Source organism: Haemophilus paraphrohaemolyticus (assembly GCF_002015045.1).
Classification (GTDB): Bacteria; Pseudomonadota; Gammaproteobacteria; order Enterobacterales; family Pasteurellaceae; genus Haemophilus_A; species Haemophilus_A paraphrohaemolyticus.
This window is the reverse complement of sequence record NZ_MUXX01000019.1, coordinates 63,722-86,225: the sequence shown is the minus strand read 5'-3', so window position 1 is coordinate 86,225 and position 22,504 is coordinate 63,722. Positions and strand designations below refer to the sequence as shown.

Genomic DNA, 22,504 nt, shown 5'->3' with positions numbered 1-22,504 from the left:
GGGCCTATATGCCAAGGCCTTCTATTCCATATGCCATAAAAAATGCTTTTACCATTCAGTAAAAGCATTTTTCTTATCTACTCGTACTCTTCAATCCACTTTAACAAAATTGCTTCAAGGATTGATTCATTTGAGCCTTCAGGATCGTCATCAAACTCTTCTAATTCGCAGATCCATTGGTGCATATCAGTAAAACGCACGGTTACAGGGTTTAAATCAGGATCGCGATCGTACAACGCCCACGCAATATCTTGTATATCAGTCCATTTCATTAGTGTGCAGCCTCGTTTGCGTGGTTAAGGTTATATTTTGGAATTTCAACTACTAAGTCTTCATCACCAATCACACATTGGCAGCTTAGACGGCTTTCCATTTCTAAGCCCCAAGCTTTGTCCAACATATCTTCTTCTTGATCTGAACTTTCGTTTAAAGAATCGAACCCTTCACGAATCACAACGTGGCAAGTCGTGCAAGCACAAGAACCATCACACGCATGGTGAATTTCCACGCCCGCATTGTGTGCTACTTCTAATAAATTATCGCCTTCATTGGCTTCAACAACCATACCCTCTGGGCAAAATTCTTCATGGGGAAGAAAAACTACTTTTGGCATATTATCCTCTTTTAAATAATCTCATCAACGGCTTTACCCGCTAATGCTTTTTGAATTGATAAATTCATTCGTTTTGCTGCAAATGCTTGGGTAGCATGGTCAAGCTCTTTAATCCCTTGGGCAATCGCTGCTCTATCTGAACCTTGTTTTAAATCAATCAACTTTTGAATTTCCGCTTCAATGGTTTTAAATTCCTCAACGGAAAGTACTTCTGCCCCATCTTCTTGGAGAGCTGAAATCACAGTATCAATCACACGATCAGCTTCTACACGTTGCTCTGCAAGCTGGCGAGCTTCCATATCTTCTTTGGCATTTTCCATTGAAGACTTGATCATCTGGGTTACTTCTTCATCGGTTAAGCCATAAGATGGCTTGATCTGAATCGAAGCCTGCACTTTAGTGGATTTTTCCATTGCTGTTACACTCAACAAACCATCAGCATCGACTTGATAAGTCACGCGAATGGTTGCTGCCCCTGCCACCATCGGCGGAATGCCACGCAGAGTAAAACGGCCAAGTGAACGACAATCTTCCACCAATTCACGCTCACCTTGTAGAACGTGAACAGACATCGCGGTTTGGCCATCTTTCGCAGTGGTAAACTCTTGTGCACGTGCTACAGGAATGGTGGTGTTGCGTGGAATGATTTTCTCCACCAAACCGCCCATGGTTTCAATACCAAGCGAAAGTGGTACCACATCGAGTAATAACATATCCGCATCGGGCTTATTGCCGACCAGAATATCCGCCTGAATGGCTGCGCCAAGAGCAACCACTTTATCTGGGTCAATCGACGTTAATGGCGTTTTACCGAAGAACTCACCCACTTGTTCACGCACAAATGGTACACGGGTTGAACCGCCAACCATCACAACTTCTTGGATCTCTTCACCTTCCACGCCCGCATCTTTCAATGCTCGGCGGCAAGTCATTAACGAACGTTTAACAAGCGGTTTAATTAACTCGTTAAATTGCGAACGGCTGACCGTACCTGTCCAATTTGCAAATTTCACTTCAATTTCGACCGCTTGTGAAAGGGCAATTTTGGTTTGAGTGGCAAGAGTTAATAGTTCACGTTGTTCATTCGCATTTTGGGGTTGCACGCCTGCTTGTTCAGTAATCCAGTTTGCTAATAAGAGGTCGAAGTCATCGCCACCTAATGCGGTGTCACCACCTGTTGCCAATACTTCAAACACGCCTCGACTTAAACGCAAAATTGAAATATCGAATGTGCCGCCACCTAAATCGTAAACCGCAATAATGCCTTCTTGTCCACTATCTAAGCCATAAGCAATCGCTGCTGCAGTTGGCTCATTTAATAAACGCAATACATTCAAACCTGCTAAACGTGCCGCATCTTTAGTACTTTGACGTTGAGCATCATCAAAATAAGCAGGCACAGTAATGACCACGCCCGACAATTCGCCCGCTAGGCGTTGTTCAGCAAAGCGGTTTAAGTGTGCCAAAATATCTGCTGATACTTCCACAGGGCTTTTATTGCCTTGTTTAGTTTGGATTAACGGTAAGCCGTTATAGCTCGCCATAAATTGATAAGGTAAATCAGGGTAGCGTTTTTGCACATCGGCAAGCGAACGCCCAATTAAGCGTTTGGCTGAAATCACGGTGTTTTGCGGATCAACAGCTGCAAATGCAAAACCTTCTACACCCACGGTTTTCTCGTTTTCCGTGTAATGCACCACCGACGGCACTAACGCCCGCTCTTTTTCATCTAATAACACGGTTGCCGTGCCACTTCGCACAGTTGCAACCAATGAATTCGTTGTCCCAAGATCAATCCCCACCGCCAAGCGTGCTTGGTGCGGTGCAGCAGTTTGCCCTGGTTCAGCGATTTGAAGTAATGCCATTATTATCTCTTCTCTATTTCTTGTTTTAATTTATTTTAGGCTACTGAATAACCCATATTTTCAGGAGCAAACACACCTTGATAGTGGCGTTCCACAGGCACAGCGATTTTGCTTTCAAGCTCTAACACTTGATGACCTTGCAGTTCTTTAATATCATTTTGCCAATTATCCCAACGTAAATCTTGGTAGAAATCGTTTAAATCGCCTGATAATGCCCAGCCCAAAAATTCAGAATAGCCTAAGTTCAAAGGTTCCCACGTTTTCTTTTTCGGGTGATGATAATACACTTGCCCAATTTTATCGCCTAAACTGCCAGCGTTAATCGCAAAGTAACCACCAATTGCATCATCTGCTACTAATAAGTAACTGGGCTGCTCGCCCGATTGTTTGAAAGTTTTACCGAAGTTCCAATCAAATAAACCACGCGGTAATTTTTCGTTGCCTGAACCTAAAATGCGCAACCAACCGTGATCGATTAACACACCACCTGTTTCATACACAATCGCACCAAGCGGTGAACGGGTTGGTAGTTGCATTCCAACTAACGCAGCAGCTGCATCTTCAGAGTAGCTAGCTAAAATTTCGTAGTGATTTTTTGCTTGAGTAAACCAATCACGCAAAATCAACCACGCTGAATTTTTATCTAATAATTCTTCTAGGGTTTTCATCGGTAAAATATCTCTAAAAATCGACCGCTTGATGAGGTTAAGCGTAGGAGTGGAAATAAATCCCACCTCTACTCAAGATTACATTTCGAAAAACGTCTCTTCAACCTTCTCAATCTGAATAATCAGCTTTTTAAAATAACGCAAACGATCTGTTAATGCGTTTGCCTGCTGCCAATTTTTTTGATTTAGCGTTTCTTCTAATTCGATTAAAACTTTTTTCTGCTCGGCTTTGATCTGTTTTAGAAAGTGGGTTAAAGCCTCTTCATCTTTTTTATGTTCAATGCTTTCAAGGGTTTCATGCCATTCCATCTGTTGCATTAGGAATTCAACATCTCGCATACTTTTTTCTTCGAGGTTTTTCTCTACACCCGTTTCAATCTTAATAATCTCTTCGGCACGCAAAATCGGATCTTTCAGCACATTTAATGCTTGGTTTACATCAGCTGATTTTTCAATTGCAAGACGTTGCTCGGCTGTAGAACTGTTTGCGTAATTATCTGGATGAAGCTCTTTTTGTAGCTCTAAATAACGGGCAGAAAGTGCTGCTTGGTCAATTTGAAACTGCACGGGCAAACCAAAAAGTAAAAAAGCGTTAGTCATTTTCTTACTCCTTACACATTAAAACTCTCACCACAACCGCATTCATTTTTTACATTTGGGTTGCTGTATTTAAAGCCTTCATTTAAGCCTTCTTTCACAAAATCTAACTCCGTGCCATCAAGGTAAGTGAGGCTTTTTTCGTCCACAATCACTTTTACGCCGTGTTGCTCGAATATTTGATCGTCTTCATTTAATACATCAACGAATTCCAACACATACGCCAATCCTGAACAGCCCGAGGTTTTCACGCCTAAGCGTAAGCCAATGCCTTTTCCTCGGTTCTCAAGGAAAGTGCGCACGCGGTTTGCGGCAGTTTCTGTTAATGTAATTGCCATAATATATTCCTAATATCTTAAATGAAGAAAATCATATTTTACGAAACATTGTAGGGTATGTGAACGAAGTTCACGCACGAAGAGCCTGAATCAGCAAGCTGATATACCCTATAAAACAGAAGCGGTCGGAATTCGCAAAATTTTTGCAAAATCAACCGCTTGTTAAATTATTTAGCTTGTTTTTCTTTGTAATCTGCGATTGCTGCTTTGATTGCATCTTCTGCAAGAATTGAGCAGTGAACTTTCACAGGCGGTAATTCTAACTCTTCTGCGATGTCGCTATTTTTAATTGCACCCGCTTCTTCTAAAGATTTACCTTTTACCCATTCGGTAATCAGTGAGCTTGAAGCGATTGCAGAACCACAACCGTAGGCTTTAAAGCGTGCATCTTCGATAATGCCAGCATCGTTTACTTTGATTTGTAAGCGTAAGATATCACCACACGCAGGTGCACCCACCATACCAGTACCGATGTCTGATGCTTCTTTGTCGAATGTACCTACGTTACGTGGATTTTCGTAGTGGTCGATTACTTTTTCACTGTATGCCATTTTATTGTTCCTTCTATTTTATCTCCCTCTTTAATAAAGAAGGAAGTTAATCTTATTAGTGGTGATTCCACTCAATTTTGCTTAAATCTACACCTTCTTTGAACATTTCCCAAAGTGGAGAAAGATCTCGTAATTTCACAATCGCTTTTTTCACTAATTCGATAGTGTAGTCAATTTCTTCTTCTGTTGTCCAACGACCTAATGTGAAACGAATTGAGCTGTGAGCTAATTCATCATCACGACCGATAGCACGTAACACATAAGAAGGCTCTAAACTTGCAGAAGTACAAGCTGAACCAGATGAAACTGCAATGTCGCGTAATGCCATCATTAATGACTCACCTTCTACGAAGTTGAAACTAATATTTAAGTTTGAGCCTACACGTTTACCTGGTTCCATTGAGCCGTTTACATACACTTCTTCAATATCTTTGAAGCCGTTATATAGGCGGTCACGTAACTTAGTTAAGCGTGCCATTTCTTCGGTCATCTCTTCTTTTGCGATACGATACGCTTCACCCATACCCACGATTTGGTGAACCGGTAATGTACCTGAACGCATACCACGCTCGTGACCACCACCATGAATAATTGCTTCTAAACGCACGCGTGGTTTACGGCAAACATATAAGCCACCGATACCTTTTGGTCCGTATAATTTGTGGCTAGAGAATGACATTAAATCTACTTTTAATTCGTGAACATTTACTGGCACTTTACCCACAGATTGCGTCGCATCAACGTGGAAAATGATTTTGTTAGCACGGCAGATTTCACCGATTGCCGCGATGTCTTGAATCACACCCATTTCGTTATTAACGTGCATGACAGAAACCAAGATAGTATCTGGACGAATAGCTGCTTTGAATTTTTCTAAATCGAGCAAGCCATCTTCTTCTGGGTCTAAGTAAGTCACTTCAAAGCCTTCGCGCTCTAACTGACGGCAAGTATCTAATACCGCCTTGTGTTCGGTTTTCACTGTGATGATGTGTTTACCTTTAGTTTGGTAGAAGTGTGCTGCACCTTTGATTGCAAGGTTATCTGACTCGGTTGCACCTGAAGTGAACACGATTTCACGTGCATCAGCACCGATTAAGTCCGCAATTTGGTTACGTGCAACATCAACCGCTTCTTCTGCTTCCCAACCGAATTTGTGCGAACGTGAAGCAGGGTTACCAAAGATGCCATCTTTGGTCATATATTGCATCATTTTTTGGGCAACGCGTTCGTCCATTGGCGTAGTTGCCGCATAATCTAAGTAAATAGGTAATTTTACTGACATTGTTATGGTTACTCCTAACTCGCCTACAAGCGGTTATTTTTAATGAAATCTTTGTTTAATGGTGGTGATGATGTTCATGGCAATGCGATTCTTCGCAATCGTGGTCTGCATTTTCCTGAACAAGATCTTCAAGTGATACCGTATTAAGGAACATTCCGATTTGATCTTCTAGGCGTTCCCAAAGCGTGTGAGTTAAACATTGCGAATCTTTGCGACAGTTGCCGTTACCTTTACATTTGGTCACATCCACATTCTCATTTACTGCCGAAATAATCATACCCACCGTAATCTCTTTCGGATCTTTTTCTAATTTATAACCACCGCCAGGTCCTCGTACGCTATGTACAATCCCCTCACGGCGTAATTGTGCGAAAAGCTGCTCTAAATAAGAAAGTGAAATTGCTTGACGATCTGCAATATCCGCAAGACTGACAGGCTCTTTTTTACCGTGAATCGCAATATCTAAAATTGCGGTTACCGCATAACGCCCTCTTGACGTTAATCTCATAAATTCGCCCTCATTTAATTAAAAATCCAATCAAAGATTGGATATGCTTGAATTTTGATGGAGTTGACTATTTTAGTCAAGTATATTGAACTGATTTACACTTATCATTTTAAAAGGTTTCACCAAATGATAAGAAATTTCCCTACTATTATAGAGGTTTTGGAGGCGAATTTAAACTTAAAATGAAATAGAAAAGGAGGTAAAAGTTCCCTTGCAACTGGTCGGAACACTTGCTTGATTTCCCTTTTTGAGTTGCAATCAAACATTTCACTTCGTAGAATTCCCGCCAATTTTTTCCCTCTATAATATTTTTATTTCAAGATTTTAAAAGGACAATTAATGGCTAAATTTACTAAAACATTGCTTGCATCAGCATTAACACTTGCAGCAGGCGGTGCAAATGCGGCGGCATTCCAATTAGCAGAAGTTTCAACATCAGGCTTAGGTATGGCATATGCGGGTAACGCAGCCGTTGCTGACAATGCTTCTGTCGTCGCAACGAACCCGGCATTAATGATGAAATTCCAAGGGGCTGAAATGTCTGTGGGCGGCATTTTGGTTGATACCGATTTACACATTCAAGGCAAAACTAAATTAGGCAACTCTGCAAACCAAAACAATGTTGTTCCAACCAAAGTGATTCCAAATACTTATTTTGTTGCACCAATTAACGATAAATTCGCTGTAGGTTTAGGCTATAACGTCAATTTTGGTTTAAGTACAGAATATAGTAATAGCTACAATGCAGGCACATTAGGCGGTCAAACCGAACTTCAAGCACATAACTTTAATTTAAGCGGTGCTTATAACATTGGTAACGGTTTTAGCTTTGGTGCGGGTGTAAACGCAATTTATTCTAAAGCAGAAGTTCGCCGTACATTAGGTGATCAAGTAGCTGTCACTAAAGCAGGTGCTGTACGAGCTCGAGCAGGTGCAACTGCATTACAACACCTTCCAGCCGCATACCAATCATTATCCTTAACTACTTTAGCTGCTGCTCAACCTGCTAACAAGCAATTACAAGCGATTGCTGCACAATTTCCTGTTGGAACAACAGCCGCACAAGCAGCAAACAGCTTAAACGCTCTTGCAACATCGCTATCTTCATACACAAAAGAAACTGAACTTACCCGTATCACTGGTAATAAATGGTCATTCGGTTGGAATGCTGGTCTTGCTTACGAGCTAAATGAAAACAACCGTTGGGGTTTAGCTTACCATTCTGCGGTAGATGTGAAATTTAAAGGTAAATATCGCAATGAGCTTTCAACCAACTTAGGTTCTGTGATTGCGACAAATAGTGAAGAACGTGATGGGAAATTAACACTTAACCTCCCTGCTTACTGGGAACTTTCAGGTTACCATAAATTAACGGATCGTTTTGCCGTACAATATAGCTGGAAGCGTACTGAATGGTCACGTTTAAAAACCCTAGACGCATACAGCATGAATGGCAGTGCTCACTACATGCACAAAGATGAAGCATTCCGCGATACAAACCGTTATGCAGTAGGTGTATCTTATGATGCAACACAAGATTTAACATTACGTGCAGGTTTAGCTTACGACCGTAGTGCGAGCGTAAATCATCCATCAATTTCAATCCCAGATACTAACCGCATGTGGTATTCTGCAGGTGCAACCTATAAATTCACGCCGAATTTATCAACAGATGTTGGCTTCGCTTACTTACATGGCACCAAATTTGGCTTTGGTGAAGATGGAGCAACATTTAAAGTACGTGCAAGTGGTTACTTATACGGCTTAAATCTTAACTACAAATTCTAACCAGAATTTAGCATAGTATTTCAAAACAGGGGCGTGTAAACTGATTACACGCCTTTTCTCTTGGAATTTTTATGACAATTTTCTATCAATATTACCCCTCTCCCGTTGGCAATCTGCTCTTACTCGCGAAAGAAACGGGGCTAATTGCTATTGAGTTTAACGAAGAACAGCCTACCACTCAGCTTGAAAATTTCATTCCCGTTAGCAATACAAGCGGTGCAATTTATGAAATCTTTTGCAAAACACGCGAAATTTTAGACCGCTATTTTCAAGGCGAAAAAATCGATTTTCAGCATTTGGATTTTCTTGCTCCACAAGGCACAGCATTTCAGCAATCGGTTTGGCAAATTCTCCGACAAATTCCTTACGGTAAAATCACAAGCTACGGCGAAATTGCCCAGCAACTTGGTAAACCTAATGCCATGCGTGCGGTGGGGGGGGCAGTAGGGCGTAATCCCATTTCAATTCTTATTCCTTGCCACAGAGTTCTCGGCAAAAATCAAAGTCTGACAGGATTCGGCGGCGGGCTTCCGAATAAACGCTACTTATTGCAGCTAGAAGGAGTTGATTATAAAGATCATGGCGTGGAATATGTAAATCCCAAAACTAAACATTGGGAACGTTAAAAATATAATAGACAAAGAGGTTTGAAATCCATATTTGAAATATGAACCAAAAAATTATTGTCAAAATAAAATAATCAAGTGTATCGTAACAAAAGAATCTTCAACTATAGCGTCAATTAAATAATCATAATGGATTAACGAAAAAAACGTAAAATGATGTTTATAAAGGTTTTTTTAAATAAAAAGAGTTGCTAATATTATTGAAGAATAAATATTAGCAACTATTTTGTCTACTATGCTATTTACTTTGTAAACATACAAAAAAGCATGAGTTATTTCATGACTAAATCATATTAGATTTCAAAATTTGCTAAATTTTTACCAACTAACTCACGTGGTGTACGACCTTGACCTGTCCAAGTTTTTTCATTACCGTTTGCATCAATAAATCTATATTTAGCAGGACGAGGAGCAATTGGTTTACGTGCTTTTTTCTCGGTAGGCATTTTTCCTAAAAGTGAGGCTAATTCGTCTGCAGAAATACCATCATTTGCTAACATTTCTTCATATTTTTTTAATTGCTCTAAGAATTTAGTTTGTTCAGCTTCTTGGGCCTTAATCTCTTCGCGTTTTTCTTCAACAACAATTGTCAATTTTTCTAATAAACCTTCTAATTGTTCTAATGAAGTTTCACGAGCAAGAACACGTAAGCTACGGATGTTTGACAAAGTTCTTAATGTATTAGACATTATAATCTCCTATTTAAAAAATTATTTATTAAGTCAAATTAAGGCGTATATTACCCGAATATATTTTTAAGGTAAATAATCTAGATTTAAAATAAGTAAAAATGGTATTTAAAATGTTGAAAAATCTACTTGTTTAATGCCTTTGTTTCAGGTAATCTTAGTCAATCCTACAATTGTAGAGGTGCAAATACGATAAGTACTTTTTCTGAGTGGAAAACGATGAGGAAAAATGAAAGGCGTATTTGCCGAAATCAATCAAGCGTCATCTTGGTTGGTTGGGGTCGTTGCCGAAAGGGACGACACTGTCGCAGTTTCGATATTCCTTGTATCACTGCGGAGTGCTACTGTAAGTTAGGTGAGGATGCTTCCTTTTATCCTTCCTTTATTTGCCTTCCTGCGTAAATACATTCAGTAGATTCAATGACGTTATAAAAATATCTTTTAATAAATTAGAGGTTTTATGAATCTTGTTGATTATTCATCATCGCTTTGGTCAGTTGTACCAGCGTTAATTGCACTTCTGCTTGCGATTGCAACCAGACGTGTTTTAATTTCATTAAGTTTGGGTATTATTGTTGGTGCATTAATGTTAGCTGGCGGTAATGTGCTTGATGCTGTTTTATATTTAAAAAATAGCGTAGTTTCTTTACTTTATAAAGGTGGCGAAGAGGGCTTTAATAGTAACAATATCAATATTATTTTATTTTTAGTGCTATTAGGCATTTTAACTTCTTTATTAAGTGTTTCAGGGGCAAACCAAGCCTTTGCAAATTGGGCCCAAGAGAAGGTTAAAGGCAGACGTGGTGCAAAATTAATGGCGGCTTGCTTGGTTTTTGTTACTTTTATTGATGACTATTTCCACAGTCTTGCTGTAGGTGCGATTGCTCGTCCAGTGACTGATAAATTCAAAGTATCACGTGCAAAACTTGCTTATATTTTAGACTCAACGGCAGCACCAATGTGTGTGTTAATGCCAATTTCAAGTTGGGGGGCTTATATCATCACGCTTATCGCAGGATTATTAGCGACACACTCTATTGCGGGTTACACTCCATTAGGCGCGTTTGTAACGATGAGTGCGATGAACTTCTATGCGATTTTCTCAATTCTAATGGTGTTCTTCGTAGCCTATTTCTCTTTTGATATAGGTTCTATGGCACGTTTTGAACATAATGCAATGAGCCAAGAAGAGAAATCATCTGAGCAGCAAGGTTCTTCAGAAGCGGGCGTACGTGATTTGGTTCTTCCAATCTTAGCATTAATTATCGGTACGGTAACGATGATGCTAAAAACAGGTGGCGATGCACTTGCTGAAGCGGGCAATCCATTTACTATTTTAGGTGCATTTGAAAATACTACTGTTGGTATTTCATTAGTAACAGGTGGTGTGGCAAGTATTATCGTACTCACGCTTTGTCTATTAATGCGTCGCCATATTTCTGTAAGCGATTACACAAAAGCTTATGGGGCGGGTGTAAAAATGATGTCTGGTGCGATTTTAATTCTTTTCTTCGCGTGGACAATCAACGGTGTTGTAAGTGATATGCAAACGGGCAAATATCTCTCAAGTTTAGTGGCAGGTAACATTTCACCAGCGTTCTTGCCAGCGATTTTATTCGTGCTTGCTTCTGCAATGGCATTCTCAACAGGCACAAGTTGGGGTACGTTCGGTATTATGCTACCAATTGGTGCAGCGATGGCGATGCATTCTGAACCAAACTTAATTATCCCTTGCTTATCAGCTGTAATGGCAGGTGCTGTATGCGGTGACCACTGTTCGCCAGTGTCGGATACGACAATTCTTTCTTCAACAGGGGCGCAATGTAACCATATGGATCATGTACTTTCACAATTGCCTTATGCACTATTAGTCGCGGTAGCATCAGTAGTTGGTTACTTAGTTGTCGGTTTTACAGAATCAGGTTTACTTGGTTTTATTACGGCAGGTATCACGATGTTAGTGTTAATTATACTGTTTAAAGCAAAAAATGTAGAATAAGAAAATAACCCAGCTTAAGCTGGGTTTTTTATAGTGATTAGTTCGTATTTAATAGGATTTAGATAATCCATCAAATGTTTTGCAAAAAAAAGACATATTTATTCTTAAAACGGGTACAGTATACATTGTGCCTAAAATAGGTACAATGGAAAACCTACGATTGTTCATTTAAATAAAGGATATTATTCCTTAATTGCGAAATGAATACTAAAAGGAACATAAAATGAAAAAAATAATGTTATTTGGTACTATTTTGGCACTTTCTGCTTGTTCATTACCTCAACAACAAAGCTCTGTGCCAATGGATATGCAAGCTGTTCAAGCATATCAACAACGTATTAATACTAAAAATACTGTTGATAAAAACCACCCTGTACAGAAAGAATCGCTAAATCAAAGCGATACACGTAAAAGAGAAGTAAATTATTATCCTGCTGTTCCTGCGATTTACCCTTCGGTACATTATGGTCATTGGTATTACTAATCTTATCTGTGCTAAAATGCCCTGTCTTTTCTTGAAGGTCACTTACTATGAAAAAAATCGTTATTCTAGGATCGACAGGGTCCATTGGCAAAAGCACCCTTTCGGTCATTCAAAACAACTCGTCTGATTATCAAATTTTCGCTTTAGTAGGCGGAAAAAACGTGGAATTAATGGCAGCGCAATGCGTCTTATTCCAACCTCAATTCGTGGCATTAGATGATGAAAATGCAGCCACACAACTCAAAGTACACCTCTCAACACTTAACATCAAAACGGAAGTTTTAGCTGGGCAAAAAGCAATTTGCGAACTTGCTTCACACCCTGAAGTGGATATGGTGATGGCAGCAATTGTTGGTGCTGCAGGGCTTTTACCTACACTTTCTGCGGTTAAAGCCGGGAAACGTGTATTACTTGCTAATAAAGAATCGCTAGTCACTTGCGGGCAGATTTTTATTGATGAAGCGAAAAAGTCAGATGCAAAACTCTTGCCTGTTGATAGCGAACATAATGCTATTTTCCAGTCTTTGCCTGTGGAAGCGCAAAATAAGATCGGTTTTTGTCCGCTTGCAGAGCTTGGTGTGAGCAAAATTATCTTAACCGGCTCAGGTGGTCCGTTCCGTACTAAACTATTAAATGAATTTGATGCGATTACGCCTGCTCAAGCGGTGGCTCATCCAAATTGGTCGATGGGTAAAAAAATCTCAGTGGATAGTGCAACGATGATGAACAAAGGCTTGGAATATATTGAAGCACGTTGGTTGTTTAATGCAACTGCAGAAGAGATGGAAATTATTATTCATCCGCAATCCATAATCCATTCTATGGTCCGTTATATTGATGGCTCAGTAATTGCTCAAATGGGGAATCCAGATATGTGTACGCCAATTGCACATAGTATGGCATATCCAGATCGTATCAACGCGGGTGTACCGCCACTTGATTTCTTCAAGCTTAAAGAATTAACCTTTATTGAGCCTGATTTTGAACGTTATCCAAACCTTAAATTAGCAATTGATGCTTTTGCCGCAGGGCAATACGCAACTACTGCAATGAACGCCGCAAACGAAATTACTGTTGATGCGTTTTTAAATGAACAGATCCGCTTTACGGATATTGTGAATGTAAATAGAAGTGTTGTTGAAAATATTGCACCAATTGATATTCAAGAAATTGATGATGTCTTGCATATCGATAAATTGGCAAGAGAATTGGCAAAACAAACAATACTTCAAATTTAGGGCGTTATAAGGGGCTATAAAGCCCCTTTAACATAGATACCTATTTTTTAATAATTGCTCCAAGTAAACCACGCATAATTTGCTTTGTTACTTGATTGCGTAAATTTCGCCCAACTTGTTGAGCTACTTGGCTCACCACTTGTTCGGCAAGTGATTGGTCTTTTTTCTTTTTCGAACCAAAGATCGAGGCAAGCATTCCTCCTAAAAATCCTTCTTCCTCTTCAGCATTTGCAGTTTGCCCTCGATTTTGCACCGCTTGTGATTGAGCGTTTAATACTTCAAAGGCAGATTCATTATCGACATAAGCACTATAATGGCTGTAAAGATCATCCTGTTTCACTAAACGGCTACGCTCGGTTTCAGTTAATGGCGTGAGTTGGCTTTTCGGTGGGTAAACTAACGCAATTTCCACTGGTGTTGGCATTCCTTTTTCATCCAAGACGGAAATTAAGGCTTCGCCTACACCTAGCGAGGTAATCGCTTCGACTACATTTACAGCTTTATTCGCTCGGAAGGTTTCAGCCGCTGATTTCACTGCTTTTTGATCACGAGGCGTGAAGGCTCGCAAAGCGTGTTGTACACGATTGCCTAGTTGCCCTAACACTGAATCAGGTAAATCAAGTGGATTTTGGGTTACAAAATAAACGCCAACACCTTTTGAACGGATTAAACGTACCACTTGCTCAATTTTATCTACTAAAATTTTCGGTGCACCATCAAACAATAAATGCGCTTCGTCAAAGAAAAGGACAAATTTCGGTTTTTCTGGATCGCCTACTTCTGGCAGAATTTCGAAAAGTTCTGCCATAAACCAAAGTAAGAATGCACCATATAGGCGTGGAGAGTTAATTAATTTCTCTGAGTTTAAGACGTTAATCACACCTTTACCATCGCGAGTTTGTAGCCAATCTTCAAGATTTAATGCGGGCTCGCCAAAGAGTTTCTCTGCCCCTTCATTTTCCAGTGCAAGCAATGCACGTTGAATCGCTCCAACGCTTGCAGTTGAAACGTTACCATATTCCACTTGGAATGTTTTGGCGTTTTCGGCAACATATTTGAGCATTGCACGCAAATCTTTTAGGTCAATTAACAATAAACCTTGGTCGTCTGCCACGCGGAATACGAGGTTTAATAAGCCTTCTTGCGTATCGTTTAAGTTAAGTAAACGTGCAAGTAACATCGGTCCCATTTCTGAAATGGTGGTGCGAAGCGGAATGCCTGTTTCACCGAAGACATCCCAATAAGACACAGGGTAGCCACTCAAATAGCTTTCGCCCCCTAGTTGGAATTGTTCGATTCGTTCTGCAATTTTGCCTGAAAAACTGCCCGCTTGTGAAACTCCAGAAAGGTCGCCTTTCACATCGGCAAGGAAAACGGGCACGCCTTCATCACTGAATGCTTCAGCTAATTTACGTAATGTAACAGTTTTCCCTGTACCTGTTGCACCAGCAATTAAACCGTGGCGGTTTGCCATTTGGGCGACCAATGAAATAGTTTTCCCTGAATAGGTTTGTGCGATTGCAAGCGTCATAATGTGTTCTTTCTCCTTTTAAGATTTTACGCCTATTTCGTAGCCATTTTCCCAGTAAGTTCGATGAGCATTTGGCAATTTTCCTTGGCAATATTGGGTACGTTTTTGGAACATTTCTGTTTTTTGACTACGGAACGATTTTCCTACACGGAAACCGTCTAAATACCAGTCATCAAGATCGTTACACACAGTGGTATTAATACGTTGATGTCCGATTACGGCTGTTTTCGAAGCAGGAAATTTAGAAATCTTTGCTGTTTTAGCCGTTCCTTTGTTGAAATTTGCTTGGGCCTCGCCTGAATAACCTTTAACCACTTTAACGGGTTCTCGTTTAGGATCGTGATTAAAACCTTCGGTAAAGTCTTCCCATAGCACCTGAGTTTCTTGTGTACAAGCGGTTAAAAAAAATAGGCAGGGTAGTAAAAGAAGTAATTTTTTCATATTTAATATTTTTTTAATGAATAATGTCTGTTAAAGCGAGGACGACTCACTTTAGGTAAAGGTAATAAAGCATTAGCGTCATATTGGCTGACAGGAATTGCATGTCCGATATATTCCTCAATTGCAGGTAGATTCACCGCATAGTGTTCGCACGCAAAGCTAATTGAATGTCCGCTTTGCCCTGCTCTACCTGTTCGTCCGATTCTGTGCACGTAATCTTCGCGATCATCCGGCAAATCGTAATTGAACACATGCGTAACTTCAGGAATATGCAAGCCTCGTGCGGCAACATCGGTTGCCACTAAAATATCCAACTCGCCTTTAGTGAAACTGTCTAACAAGCTTAAGCGTTTTTTCTGTGGAATATCGCCAGTAAGCAAGCCCACTCGATGCCCATCTGCCTGTAAATATCGCCAAATTTCTTCACAACCGTGTTTGGTATTCGAGAAAATCATACAGCGCTCTGGCCACTCTTCCTCTAAAAGCGTGAGCAATAATGCCATTTTGTCTTCGTTTGAAGGGTAGAAAAGCTCTTCTTTGATTCGATGCCCTGTACGTTGAAGCGGTTCAATTTCGACATATTTTGCATTATTCATATCCTCATACGCCAACTCACGCACACGTGGAGAAAGCGTTGCTGAAAAAAGCATGGTAAGGCGTTCGGTTGGCTTTGGACATTTGCGCATCAAATAGCGAATATCTTTAATAAAACCAAGGTCAAACATTCGATCTGCTTCGTCTAACACAATCACCTGCACGTAATCAAGGTTGATAATGCCTTGCTTCACATAATCAATCACACGCCCTGTGGTGCCGACTAAAATATCAACGCCTTTTTCAATCTCTTGCACTTGTTTCTCATAGCCATCGCCACCATAGGCTAGCGCAAGTTTCAAGCGAGTCTGTTTAACTAGCAACTCAGCATCAGAAGCGATCTGTACCGCCAGCTCTCTGGTAGGGGCAAGAATCATTGCCCTCGGTTGATTTTTATGTGTTTGCAGATCGTGTGTGAGTAGATGATGGAAGGTCGCAATTAGAAAAGCCATCGTTTTGCCCGTGCCTGTTTGGGCTTGACCCGCAATATCATTATTGTTGAGAGTGATTGGGAGAGTTTGAGCTTGAATTGGTGTGCAAAATTCAAAGCCTTTACTATCAAGAGCAGAAAGTACTTTTTCGTGAATCGGGAAATCGCTAAAGCGTTGTTCGGTAAGATGTGTTGACATCAGAATTCCTTGTTTAATAGAGCCTAAAGTCTAGGCAAAAATTGGTGCGATTTTACCGCAACTTATTGCAAAATGCTATCAATACGCTATACTACGTACCGAGTTAGTTAGACAATCGCTGGTTTATTGAAGCCCTAAACTGTGTCGCACGGCTGTGCAATACAAAATAGTGGGACAAGTAAACGAGAGGAAAGTCCGAGCTACACAGGGCAGAGTGCCAGATAACGTCTGGGCGGCGCGAGCCGACGACCAGTGCAACAGAGAGCAGACCGCCATACTCTGTGTATATTTTTTAGAGATGGTAAGGGTGAAAGGGTGCGGTAAGAGCGCACCGCGTGGGTGGCAACACTTCACGGCAGGGTAAACTCCACTCGTAGCAAGACCAAATAGGAACTCAATGGATGGCCCGTCCAGAGTTCGGGTAGGTTGCTTGAGCATAACAGCGATGTTATGCCTAGAGGAATGATTGTCCACGACAGAACTCGGCTTATCGACCAACTCATTTTATTCCAGCGAATCGTTTTATATTTTATATAGACGATTCGCTTTTTTTCTATTTATACAATGTACACTGCATTTTAGATATTTTATGTAGAGGTCTATGTAGGGTCGTGTTGAACACGCCCCTACATATATTCTTCTAATAAAATGTACATTTAGCCTTTAAAAATTTTGTGCAAGTAAGAGTTATGAAATCCCTTTTTACGCTCCTTTTTTCGCTTTTCTCTCTCAATGTTCTCGCCCATCCACACGCTTTTGTCGATCTTAAAACCCAAGCCTTGACAGAAAACCAAACGCTAAAAGGGTTTCGTATGTCTTGGACGTTGGATGAAATCGCCTCCAGCACGTTAATTTATGAAATGCAATCAAGTGTAGATCCTGATAAAACCAAGCAAGATTTAACCCAAGAGATGATTGATACGGCAAAGAAAGATCATTACTTTAGCTATCTTTACAACCAAAAAAGCAATTTGATTCCGTTTACCGAAACGCCTTCGGATTACGGTTTTGTGGTGGAAAATAACCGCATTATTTTTTCGATGAATGTTTATTTAAGCGAACCGCAAAAGCTGAGCGCGGTGCCCATTACTCTGATGAGCTACGAGCCAACCTACTATATGGCGATGGAGTATAATTATCAAAGTGATGTCTCGATTGATGATAAAAAATGTGAAATCAAAGTGGTGCAACCGAAAGTGGACGATACTTTGAAACTTTATGCCTCAAGTTTGGACAAAGATCAGACACCAGAAGATCAATCACTTGGGCGTGCTTTTGCCCAAAAGGTAGAGATGAAATGCAAAAATCAAAATTAACCGCTGCCTCTTTGCTCGTGTTAGCCTTGTTGGTGGTCGCTGTTTATTGGGTTTATCCGCTCTTGCTGCATAAAGTGATGTTGTGGCAAAAAGCTTTTAACTTACAGCTTTCTAGTTCGCTTAATCAGCTTAATCAACAACATCAAGAAGCAGGCATTACCCTTATTTTAATCAGCTTTTTCTACGGCATCTTTCACGCTGTTGGTCCTGGACACGGTAAGTTTATCCTCACGAGCTACTTGGCTTTAGAACAGTCGAAACTCAAACAAGCGGTCAAAATTAGCTTGGTCTCTTCCATTGTGCAAGGTTTGGTGGCTATTTTGTTGGTGTCGATTATTGTTGTTGCCTTTACGCTTTCTCGCACATATTTCAATTTAACGCTTAAATGGGTAGAGCGGAGCAGCTTTATGTTGATGATTTTGCTAGGGTTTTATTGGATTTATCAAGCGTTGCAAGGTATTCGATTGCCTAAATTGCAGATTAGAAAAATCATCCCAATGCAAATGTCCCAAGAAAAAACACCGCTTGTTGCATATCACGTTCACGATGAACATTGCGGTTGTGGGCATAAACATCTGCCTTCATCAGTGCAAATGGATCAATCAACAGGTTGGAAAAGCCGACTTTTCTTGATTTTGAGCATTGGATCGCGCCCGTGTTCAGGGGCAATTTTAGTGTTGTTCCTTTCTTATACGCTCAATATTTACCTTTGGGGCGTATTGGCGACATTAATGATGGCGGTCGGTACAGGTATTACACTGACATTCTTTGCGTTGATTGTGGTCTTTGCCCGTCATAAAGCTGTGCAGTTAAAAGTGTGGTATTTGCCTGCTAAATTTAGCTTTCCGATAGCAAGTAGTTTGAAATTCTTGACTGCTTGCGTGCTGATTGGAATGGGCATTTTGTTATTACACGGCAGTTTCATTGAGGTTGTAACGGCCACAATTTTTAGGCGGTAATACATTTTTTATTCTACTTTTTTCAGCTATAATAGACCCTCACAAGCGGTAAGATTTTGCAAGAGATTGTCGAAATTTTACCGCTTACTTTTTCCTGTGGTTCGAGAACCTCCCACATAAAAAAACTAAGGATACAAAATGAACTTATCTGAACAACCCCAAAAAGCCCTCGTGATTTTCTCAGGCGGGCAAGACTCTACTACTTGTCTTTTCCAAGCGATTAAAGAATTTGGCAAGGAAAATGTTGAAGTGGTGACTTTCCAATATGGACAACGCCACGCGATTGAGCTTGAAAAAGCCGAATGGATCGCCAAAGACGTAGGCGTAAAACAGACATTAATTGATACTTCGGTGATCAAAGCCATTACCACTAACGCCTTAATGCAAGAGGGCGCAGAAATTCAGCAAGAGGGCAATAAGCCAAATACCTTTGTGGATGGTCGCAACGCACTATTTTTACTTTATGCGTGCATTTATGCCAAAGGACAGGATATTTCTACCATTTACACGGGCGTGTGTGAGACCGATTTCAGTGGTTATCCAGACTGTCGCGATGTGTTCGTGAAATCAATGAACGTGACGATGAATTTGGCGATGGATTATAACTTTAACATTCGCACGCCGTTGATGTACCTTACCAAAAAAGAGACGTGGAAATTAGCAGATGAGCTGGGTGTGTTTGACTATATTCGCGAACATACCCATACCTGCTATTTAGGCGTAGAAGGAGGCTGCCATACTTGCCCAAGCTGTGTGTTGCGTGAAAAAGGCTTGAATGAATACCTTGCAGAAAGAGAGAAAAAAGATGTTTAAAATCGCGAAAGAATTTAGTTTTGATATGGCTCATATGCTCGATGGTCATGATGGCAAATGTAAAAACCTGCATGGGCACACATACAAATTGCAAGTTGAAGTAGCAGGCGAGTTAGTCGCAGATGGGGCAAAACGTGGGATGGTGATGGATTATGCTGATCTGAAAGCTATCGTGAAAACACATATTTTAAACCCGATGGATCACGCGTTTATTTACGATCTTAACAGCCCAAAAGAGAGCAAAGTAGCGAATTTGTTGATCGATTTAGATTCAAAAGTGTATGGTATTCCAAGCCGTTCCACTGCGGAAGAGATGGCAAAATATATGTTTGATAAGCTTAGAAAAGTTGGCTTGCCTGTGACACTTATTCGCCTGTGGGAAACTCCAACGTCTTACTGTGAATATTCGCAAGCCCCACATTTACAAGCGGTAAAAAATGGCAAATAAAATGCAAAATACCATTTTTAGCACCATCAGTTACCCGATTGTTGAGATTTTTGAGAGCTTGCAAGGCGAAGGTTTTAACACGGGAATGCCGAGCATTTTTGTCCGTTTTGGAAAATGTAACCTTACTTGTCCGTGGTGCGATACCGATTATATGACGTTTGAAAGTTGGACGCTGGACCAGATTTTAGCCAAAGTGAAATCCTATTCAGCAAGGAATATTATCATCACAGGTGGAGAGCCAACTATTCAACCTAATCTAGACGTGTTATTGGATGCATTTAAACTAGAGGGCTATTTTTTAGCGATTGAAACTAATGGCTTGAAAGAAGTACCGAAACAGATTGATTATATTGCAACTAGCCCGAAACGGTTGTATCAAGAGAAATATCAACGCCGTTGTATTCCTTTTGCACATGAGGTACGTATTGTGGCGGATGAAGATGTGTTAGCATTTTGCGAGCAGATTGAGCAACAAATTCAAGCAGAGCATTATTATCTCTCGCCGTGCGAAATTGATGGCAAAATGAATTTGCTCGAAACAATTACCCAGTTAGGGCAACTTAATCAGCGTGAAAACGAGCCGAAATGGCAGCTGAGTTTGCAAACGCATAAGATTGTAGGGATTGAGTAAATCATTTTATAGAAAAACCACTGTTTTTATTGACAGTTTAAAATACCTTGTTATACTGTATTTAAATTCACTTATATTAAATCCAGTTAATGAGGTATTTTTTATGCAAGCAACTATTGATATCCGTATCGCCAACACGCAAAAAATGAAAGATCACAAATTCGACCGCTTACTTGAAATTGTGGAAGAAGAGCTGGCAAAAGAGTTTCCAAAAGCGATTATAAGAGCCAGAAAATCGGCATCAATGAGTGATGTTTCGGTTTTTGGCTTAGGTAAAGAAGGAAAGAAAGAGGTTTCTGAATTTTTAGAAACGCTTTTTAATGATGGCTCAGCGTTTGATGAATTAAATGATCAGTATTATTAAAAGCTTTTATATAAAAAGCGTTGCTAATATTATAAAAATAAATATTAGCAACAAATTTGTCTACTATGCTTGCATTTCTAAAATTTCAGAAAAAATTTCAGCTTCTACCGCTGGAATCCGTTTTTCTTCATTTGCCCATTCACCGAGATCGATTAAGTGGCAGCGATCGCTACAAAATGGGCGATATTTATTTTCTGTTTTCCATTCTACTTTCTTCTGACAAGTTGGACATTCTACGACTAATTCTGACATTGCTTTTCCTCTGCTTTTTTCAAATAAATTTTGTGAAGTCCATTTATTTGTTTTTTTATTTTTCCTAAATTTTTTTCAAGCGGCTGATTATTATCAATAATATCATCAGCATAACTTAATCTTTTTTCTCTTGAAACTTGTGATGCCATAATATTTTGAATTATCTCTAACTTATTATTATCACGTTTTATCGCTCTTTCTATTTGTGTTTCAGGCTGCACATCTACCACTAAAATACGATCACATAAATGGAGCAGATTATTTTCAATCAGTAATGGTACCATTAAAATCACATAAAGCTGCTGGCATTGTTCCACTTGAGCAAGCATTTCATTTCTAATGGCAGGATGAAGCAATTGATTCAGCCACGTTTTCTCATTAGGATGAGAGAAAATGATTTCGCGTAATTTAGCTCGATTTAATTCACCTTGTTCTGTGAGAACATCAGTACCAAAATGAGAGCACAATTCTGCTAATAATGGCGAGCCTTTTTCAACGACTTGACGGGCAATAATATCGGCATCAATCACAGGCACTCCAAGTGCTGAAAATAGACCACCAATGGTGCTTTTTCCACTTCCAATACCGCCCGTTAATCCAACAATATAAGGCATTCTTTATCCTCAATTTATGATTAGTTGAGGTAAATTATAATAAAAGTCGCCACACTAATAAACGGAATAAAAGGCAATTTTTGCCGTTTTTGCGAAGTCATGCATCGTTCTGTTAGGTAATATGTAATCCCTAATAAAGAAGCAATGAGTACAAGATGTAACATCTGCTCTAACGTAAAAAGAGGCGATAAAGCGATTAATAATAAACTGTCTCCCAGCCCAAAGCTTTCTTTCTTTAAAAGGAAAATAGAGAAAAAGTGAATAAAAATAAAGAAAATGACCGTAAAATAGAATGTCTCTAAATCTCCTTTATATAGTGTGAGTAAAAATAAAATAGTTAAATATCGAATATCAGTCAGGTAATAAAGTATATCTAATACAGTTAGAAAGCATAGGATAATAATTATTGCTGAGATAAGGTAATTTTGATTTAATAAAGTAACCAAAGGAAAAATAAAGAAAAAAAGAATTGATAACTTACTCTTTTTTATTTTTAATTTGGATTGTTTTTCAAAATCGCTATAATTTAGCTGAAAATTTACTAGAGAATAAAATTCGTCATAAGTTTGCCGATTGATTCGCTTGGCAAAAAGAGGTATTTCTCTTTTAAACCAGAAAGCGAATAATATGGCAGTTAAAAATTCCAAAAATTTTACTAAATCCATT

General features: G+C 39.7%; 27 protein-coding genes, 1 other RNA gene and 2 riboswitches. Of the genes, 12 read left to right on the top strand and 16 right to left on the bottom strand.

The genetic code is table 11. From position 1 onward, the window contains the following. Positions 1-77 precede the first annotated feature (77 nt). The 9 genes from iscX to B0184_RS09365 form a co-directional block, all read right to left on the bottom strand. The gene (iscX, locus tag B0184_RS09405; RefSeq protein WP_005709277.1) at positions 78-272 is read right to left on the bottom strand and encodes a Fe-S cluster assembly protein IscX; all 195 of its coding nucleotides are present in this window, start codon (positions 270-272) and stop codon (positions 78-80) included. Next, on the bottom strand, positions 272-613 hold the full coding sequence (gene fdx / locus B0184_RS09400; RefSeq protein ID WP_005706571.1) for an ISC system 2Fe-2S type ferredoxin: 342 nt from the start codon (positions 611-613) through the stop codon (positions 272-274). The genes iscX and fdx overlap by 1 nt, the downstream gene beginning before the upstream one ends. Before the next feature lie 11 nt (positions 614-624). Further along, positions 625-2,478, bottom strand: coding sequence for a Fe-S protein assembly chaperone HscA (hscA, locus tag B0184_RS09395; RefSeq protein ID WP_005709342.1), 1,854 nt, complete (start codon positions 2,476-2,478; stop codon positions 625-627). Between the two features lie 35 nt (positions 2,479-2,513). Then, the gene (locus tag B0184_RS09390) at positions 2,514-3,146 is read right to left on the bottom strand and encodes a DUF2625 family protein (RefSeq protein WP_039851512.1); all 633 of its coding nucleotides are present in this window, start codon (positions 3,144-3,146) and stop codon (positions 2,514-2,516) included. 78 nt (positions 3,147-3,224) lie between these two features. After that, on the bottom strand, positions 3,225-3,746 hold the full coding sequence (hscB, locus tag B0184_RS09385) for a Fe-S protein assembly co-chaperone HscB (protein ID WP_005709298.1): 522 nt from the start codon (positions 3,744-3,746) through the stop codon (positions 3,225-3,227). An 11-nt stretch (positions 3,747-3,757) separates the two neighbouring features. Further along, positions 3,758-4,081 (bottom strand): iron-sulfur cluster assembly protein IscA, encoded by a 324-nt coding sequence (gene iscA, locus B0184_RS09380; RefSeq protein WP_005706573.1) that lies wholly within the window; start codon positions 4,079-4,081, stop codon positions 3,758-3,760. 167 nt (positions 4,082-4,248) lie between these two features. Next, positions 4,249-4,632, bottom strand: coding sequence for a Fe-S cluster assembly scaffold IscU (gene iscU, locus B0184_RS09375; protein WP_005709337.1), 384 nt, complete (start codon positions 4,630-4,632; stop codon positions 4,249-4,251). A gap of 55 nt (positions 4,633-4,687) precedes the next feature. Further along, the gene (locus B0184_RS09370; protein WP_005706550.1) at positions 4,688-5,914 is read right to left on the bottom strand and encodes an IscS subfamily cysteine desulfurase; all 1,227 of its coding nucleotides are present in this window, start codon (positions 5,912-5,914) and stop codon (positions 4,688-4,690) included. A gap of 55 nt (positions 5,915-5,969) precedes the next feature. After that, on the bottom strand, positions 5,970-6,422 hold the full coding sequence (locus tag B0184_RS09365) for an Rrf2 family transcriptional regulator (protein ID WP_005709261.1): 453 nt from the start codon (positions 6,420-6,422) through the stop codon (positions 5,970-5,972). A gap of 339 nt (positions 6,423-6,761) precedes the next feature. Between B0184_RS09365 and B0184_RS09360 the strand changes: the two genes are divergently transcribed. Beyond that, positions 6,762-8,210, top strand: coding sequence for an outer membrane protein transport protein (locus tag B0184_RS09360; RefSeq protein WP_005709333.1), 1,449 nt, complete (start codon positions 6,762-6,764; stop codon positions 8,208-8,210). Between the two features lie 71 nt (positions 8,211-8,281). Continuing rightward, positions 8,282-8,836, top strand: a complete 555-nt coding sequence (locus B0184_RS09355) for a methylated-DNA--[protein]-cysteine S-methyltransferase (protein ID WP_005709321.1) — start codon at positions 8,282-8,284, stop codon at positions 8,834-8,836. Between the two features lie 293 nt (positions 8,837-9,129). Here the strand turns inward: B0184_RS09355 and B0184_RS09350 are convergent, their stop codons facing one another. Continuing rightward, positions 9,130-9,525, bottom strand: coding sequence for an H-NS family histone-like protein (locus tag B0184_RS09350; RefSeq protein WP_005709367.1), 396 nt, complete (start codon positions 9,523-9,525; stop codon positions 9,130-9,132). Between the two features lie 168 nt (positions 9,526-9,693). Beyond that, positions 9,694-9,877, top strand: a riboswitch (Lysine riboswitch). 108 nt (positions 9,878-9,985) lie between these two features. On the opposite strand from B0184_RS09350, the gene B0184_RS09345 reads away from it, so the two are divergent. The 3 genes from B0184_RS09345 (at position 9,986) to ispC (ending at position 13,246) form a co-directional block, all read left to right on the top strand. Beyond that, positions 9,986-11,524, top strand: a complete 1,539-nt coding sequence (locus B0184_RS09345) for a Na+/H+ antiporter NhaC family protein (RefSeq protein ID WP_005709270.1) — start codon at positions 9,986-9,988, stop codon at positions 11,522-11,524. Between the two features lie 223 nt (positions 11,525-11,747). Further along, positions 11,748-12,008 carry a hypothetical protein gene (locus tag B0184_RS09340; protein ID WP_005709347.1) on the top strand — a complete coding sequence of 87 codons (261 nt, stop codon included), beginning with the start codon at positions 11,748-11,750 and terminating at the stop codon, positions 12,006-12,008. Between the two features lie 47 nt (positions 12,009-12,055). After that, positions 12,056-13,246, top strand: a complete 1,191-nt coding sequence (gene ispC, locus B0184_RS09335; RefSeq protein ID WP_005709311.1) for a 1-deoxy-D-xylulose-5-phosphate reductoisomerase — start codon at positions 12,056-12,058, stop codon at positions 13,244-13,246. Between the two features lie 40 nt (positions 13,247-13,286). Here ispC and B0184_RS09330 read toward each other — a convergent pair whose 3' ends face one another. From B0184_RS09330 to rhlB, 3 genes are read right to left on the bottom strand one after another with little or no spacing between them, the layout of a single operon-like run. Beyond that, entirely contained in the window at positions 13,287-14,777 is a 1,491-nt protein-coding gene (locus B0184_RS09330) for a helicase HerA-like domain-containing protein (protein ID WP_005709254.1), read from the bottom strand. Between the two features lie 18 nt (positions 14,778-14,795). After that, positions 14,796-15,218, bottom strand: coding sequence for a hypothetical protein (locus tag B0184_RS09325; protein WP_005709365.1), 423 nt, complete (start codon positions 15,216-15,218; stop codon positions 14,796-14,798). 2 nt (positions 15,219-15,220) lie between these two features. Beyond that, on the bottom strand, positions 15,221-16,441 hold the full coding sequence (gene rhlB / locus B0184_RS09320) for an ATP-dependent RNA helicase RhlB (RefSeq protein ID WP_005709303.1): 1,221 nt from the start codon (positions 16,439-16,441) through the stop codon (positions 15,221-15,223). Positions 16,442-16,540: 99 nt separating this feature from the next. On the opposite strand from rhlB, the gene rnpB reads away from it, so the two are divergent. The 7 genes from rnpB (at position 16,541) to B0184_RS09285 (ending at position 20,972) form a co-directional block, all read left to right on the top strand. After that, positions 16,541-16,947: RNase P RNA component class A (gene rnpB / locus B0184_RS09315), an RNA gene on the top strand. 183 nt (positions 16,948-17,130) lie between these two features. Continuing rightward, positions 17,131-17,757, top strand: a complete 627-nt coding sequence (locus B0184_RS09310) for a DUF1007 family protein (RefSeq protein ID WP_005709291.1) — start codon at positions 17,131-17,133, stop codon at positions 17,755-17,757. Beyond that, the gene (locus B0184_RS09305) at positions 17,739-18,716 is read left to right on the top strand and encodes a nickel/cobalt transporter (protein ID WP_005709288.1); all 978 of its coding nucleotides are present in this window, start codon (positions 17,739-17,741) and stop codon (positions 18,714-18,716) included. The genes B0184_RS09310 and B0184_RS09305 overlap by 19 nt, the downstream gene beginning before the upstream one ends. A 90-nt stretch (positions 18,717-18,806) precedes the next feature. Continuing rightward, positions 18,807-18,851, top strand: a riboswitch (PreQ1 riboswitch). A 3-nt stretch (positions 18,852-18,854) separates the two neighbouring features. After that, positions 18,855-19,529, top strand: a complete 675-nt coding sequence (queC, locus tag B0184_RS09300) for a 7-cyano-7-deazaguanine synthase QueC (protein ID WP_005709284.1) — start codon at positions 18,855-18,857, stop codon at positions 19,527-19,529. Continuing rightward, complete coding sequence (queD, locus tag B0184_RS09295; protein ID WP_005709331.1) at positions 19,522-19,977, top strand: 6-carboxytetrahydropterin synthase QueD; 456 nt, start codon at positions 19,522-19,524, stop codon at positions 19,975-19,977. Before queC ends, queD begins: the two co-directional genes overlap by 8 nt. 1 nt (position 19,978) lies before the next feature. Further along, entirely contained in the window at positions 19,979-20,608 is a 630-nt protein-coding gene (locus B0184_RS09290) for a 7-carboxy-7-deazaguanine synthase QueE (RefSeq protein ID WP_039851532.1), read from the top strand. 103 nt (positions 20,609-20,711) lie between these two features. Then, positions 20,712-20,972, top strand: coding sequence for a hypothetical protein (locus B0184_RS09285; protein ID WP_005709346.1), 261 nt, complete (start codon positions 20,712-20,714; stop codon positions 20,970-20,972). A 63-nt stretch (positions 20,973-21,035) separates the two neighbouring features. On the opposite strand, the gene yacG is transcribed toward B0184_RS09285, so the two are convergent. From yacG to B0184_RS09270, 3 genes are read right to left on the bottom strand one after another with little or no spacing between them, the layout of a single operon-like run. Next, entirely contained in the window at positions 21,036-21,224 is a 189-nt protein-coding gene (gene yacG / locus B0184_RS09280; protein WP_005709263.1) for a DNA gyrase inhibitor YacG, read from the bottom strand. Further along, the gene (coaE, locus tag B0184_RS09275; protein ID WP_005709362.1) at positions 21,212-21,838 is read right to left on the bottom strand and encodes a dephospho-CoA kinase; all 627 of its coding nucleotides are present in this window, start codon (positions 21,836-21,838) and stop codon (positions 21,212-21,214) included. The genes yacG and coaE overlap by 13 nt, the downstream gene beginning before the upstream one ends. Before the next feature lie 20 nt (positions 21,839-21,858). Continuing rightward, positions 21,859-22,503: an A24 family peptidase gene (locus tag B0184_RS09270; protein ID WP_005709252.1), complete on the bottom strand. Its 645-nt coding sequence runs from the start codon at positions 22,501-22,503 to the stop codon at positions 21,859-21,861. Position 22,504: the final 1 nt, after the last annotated feature.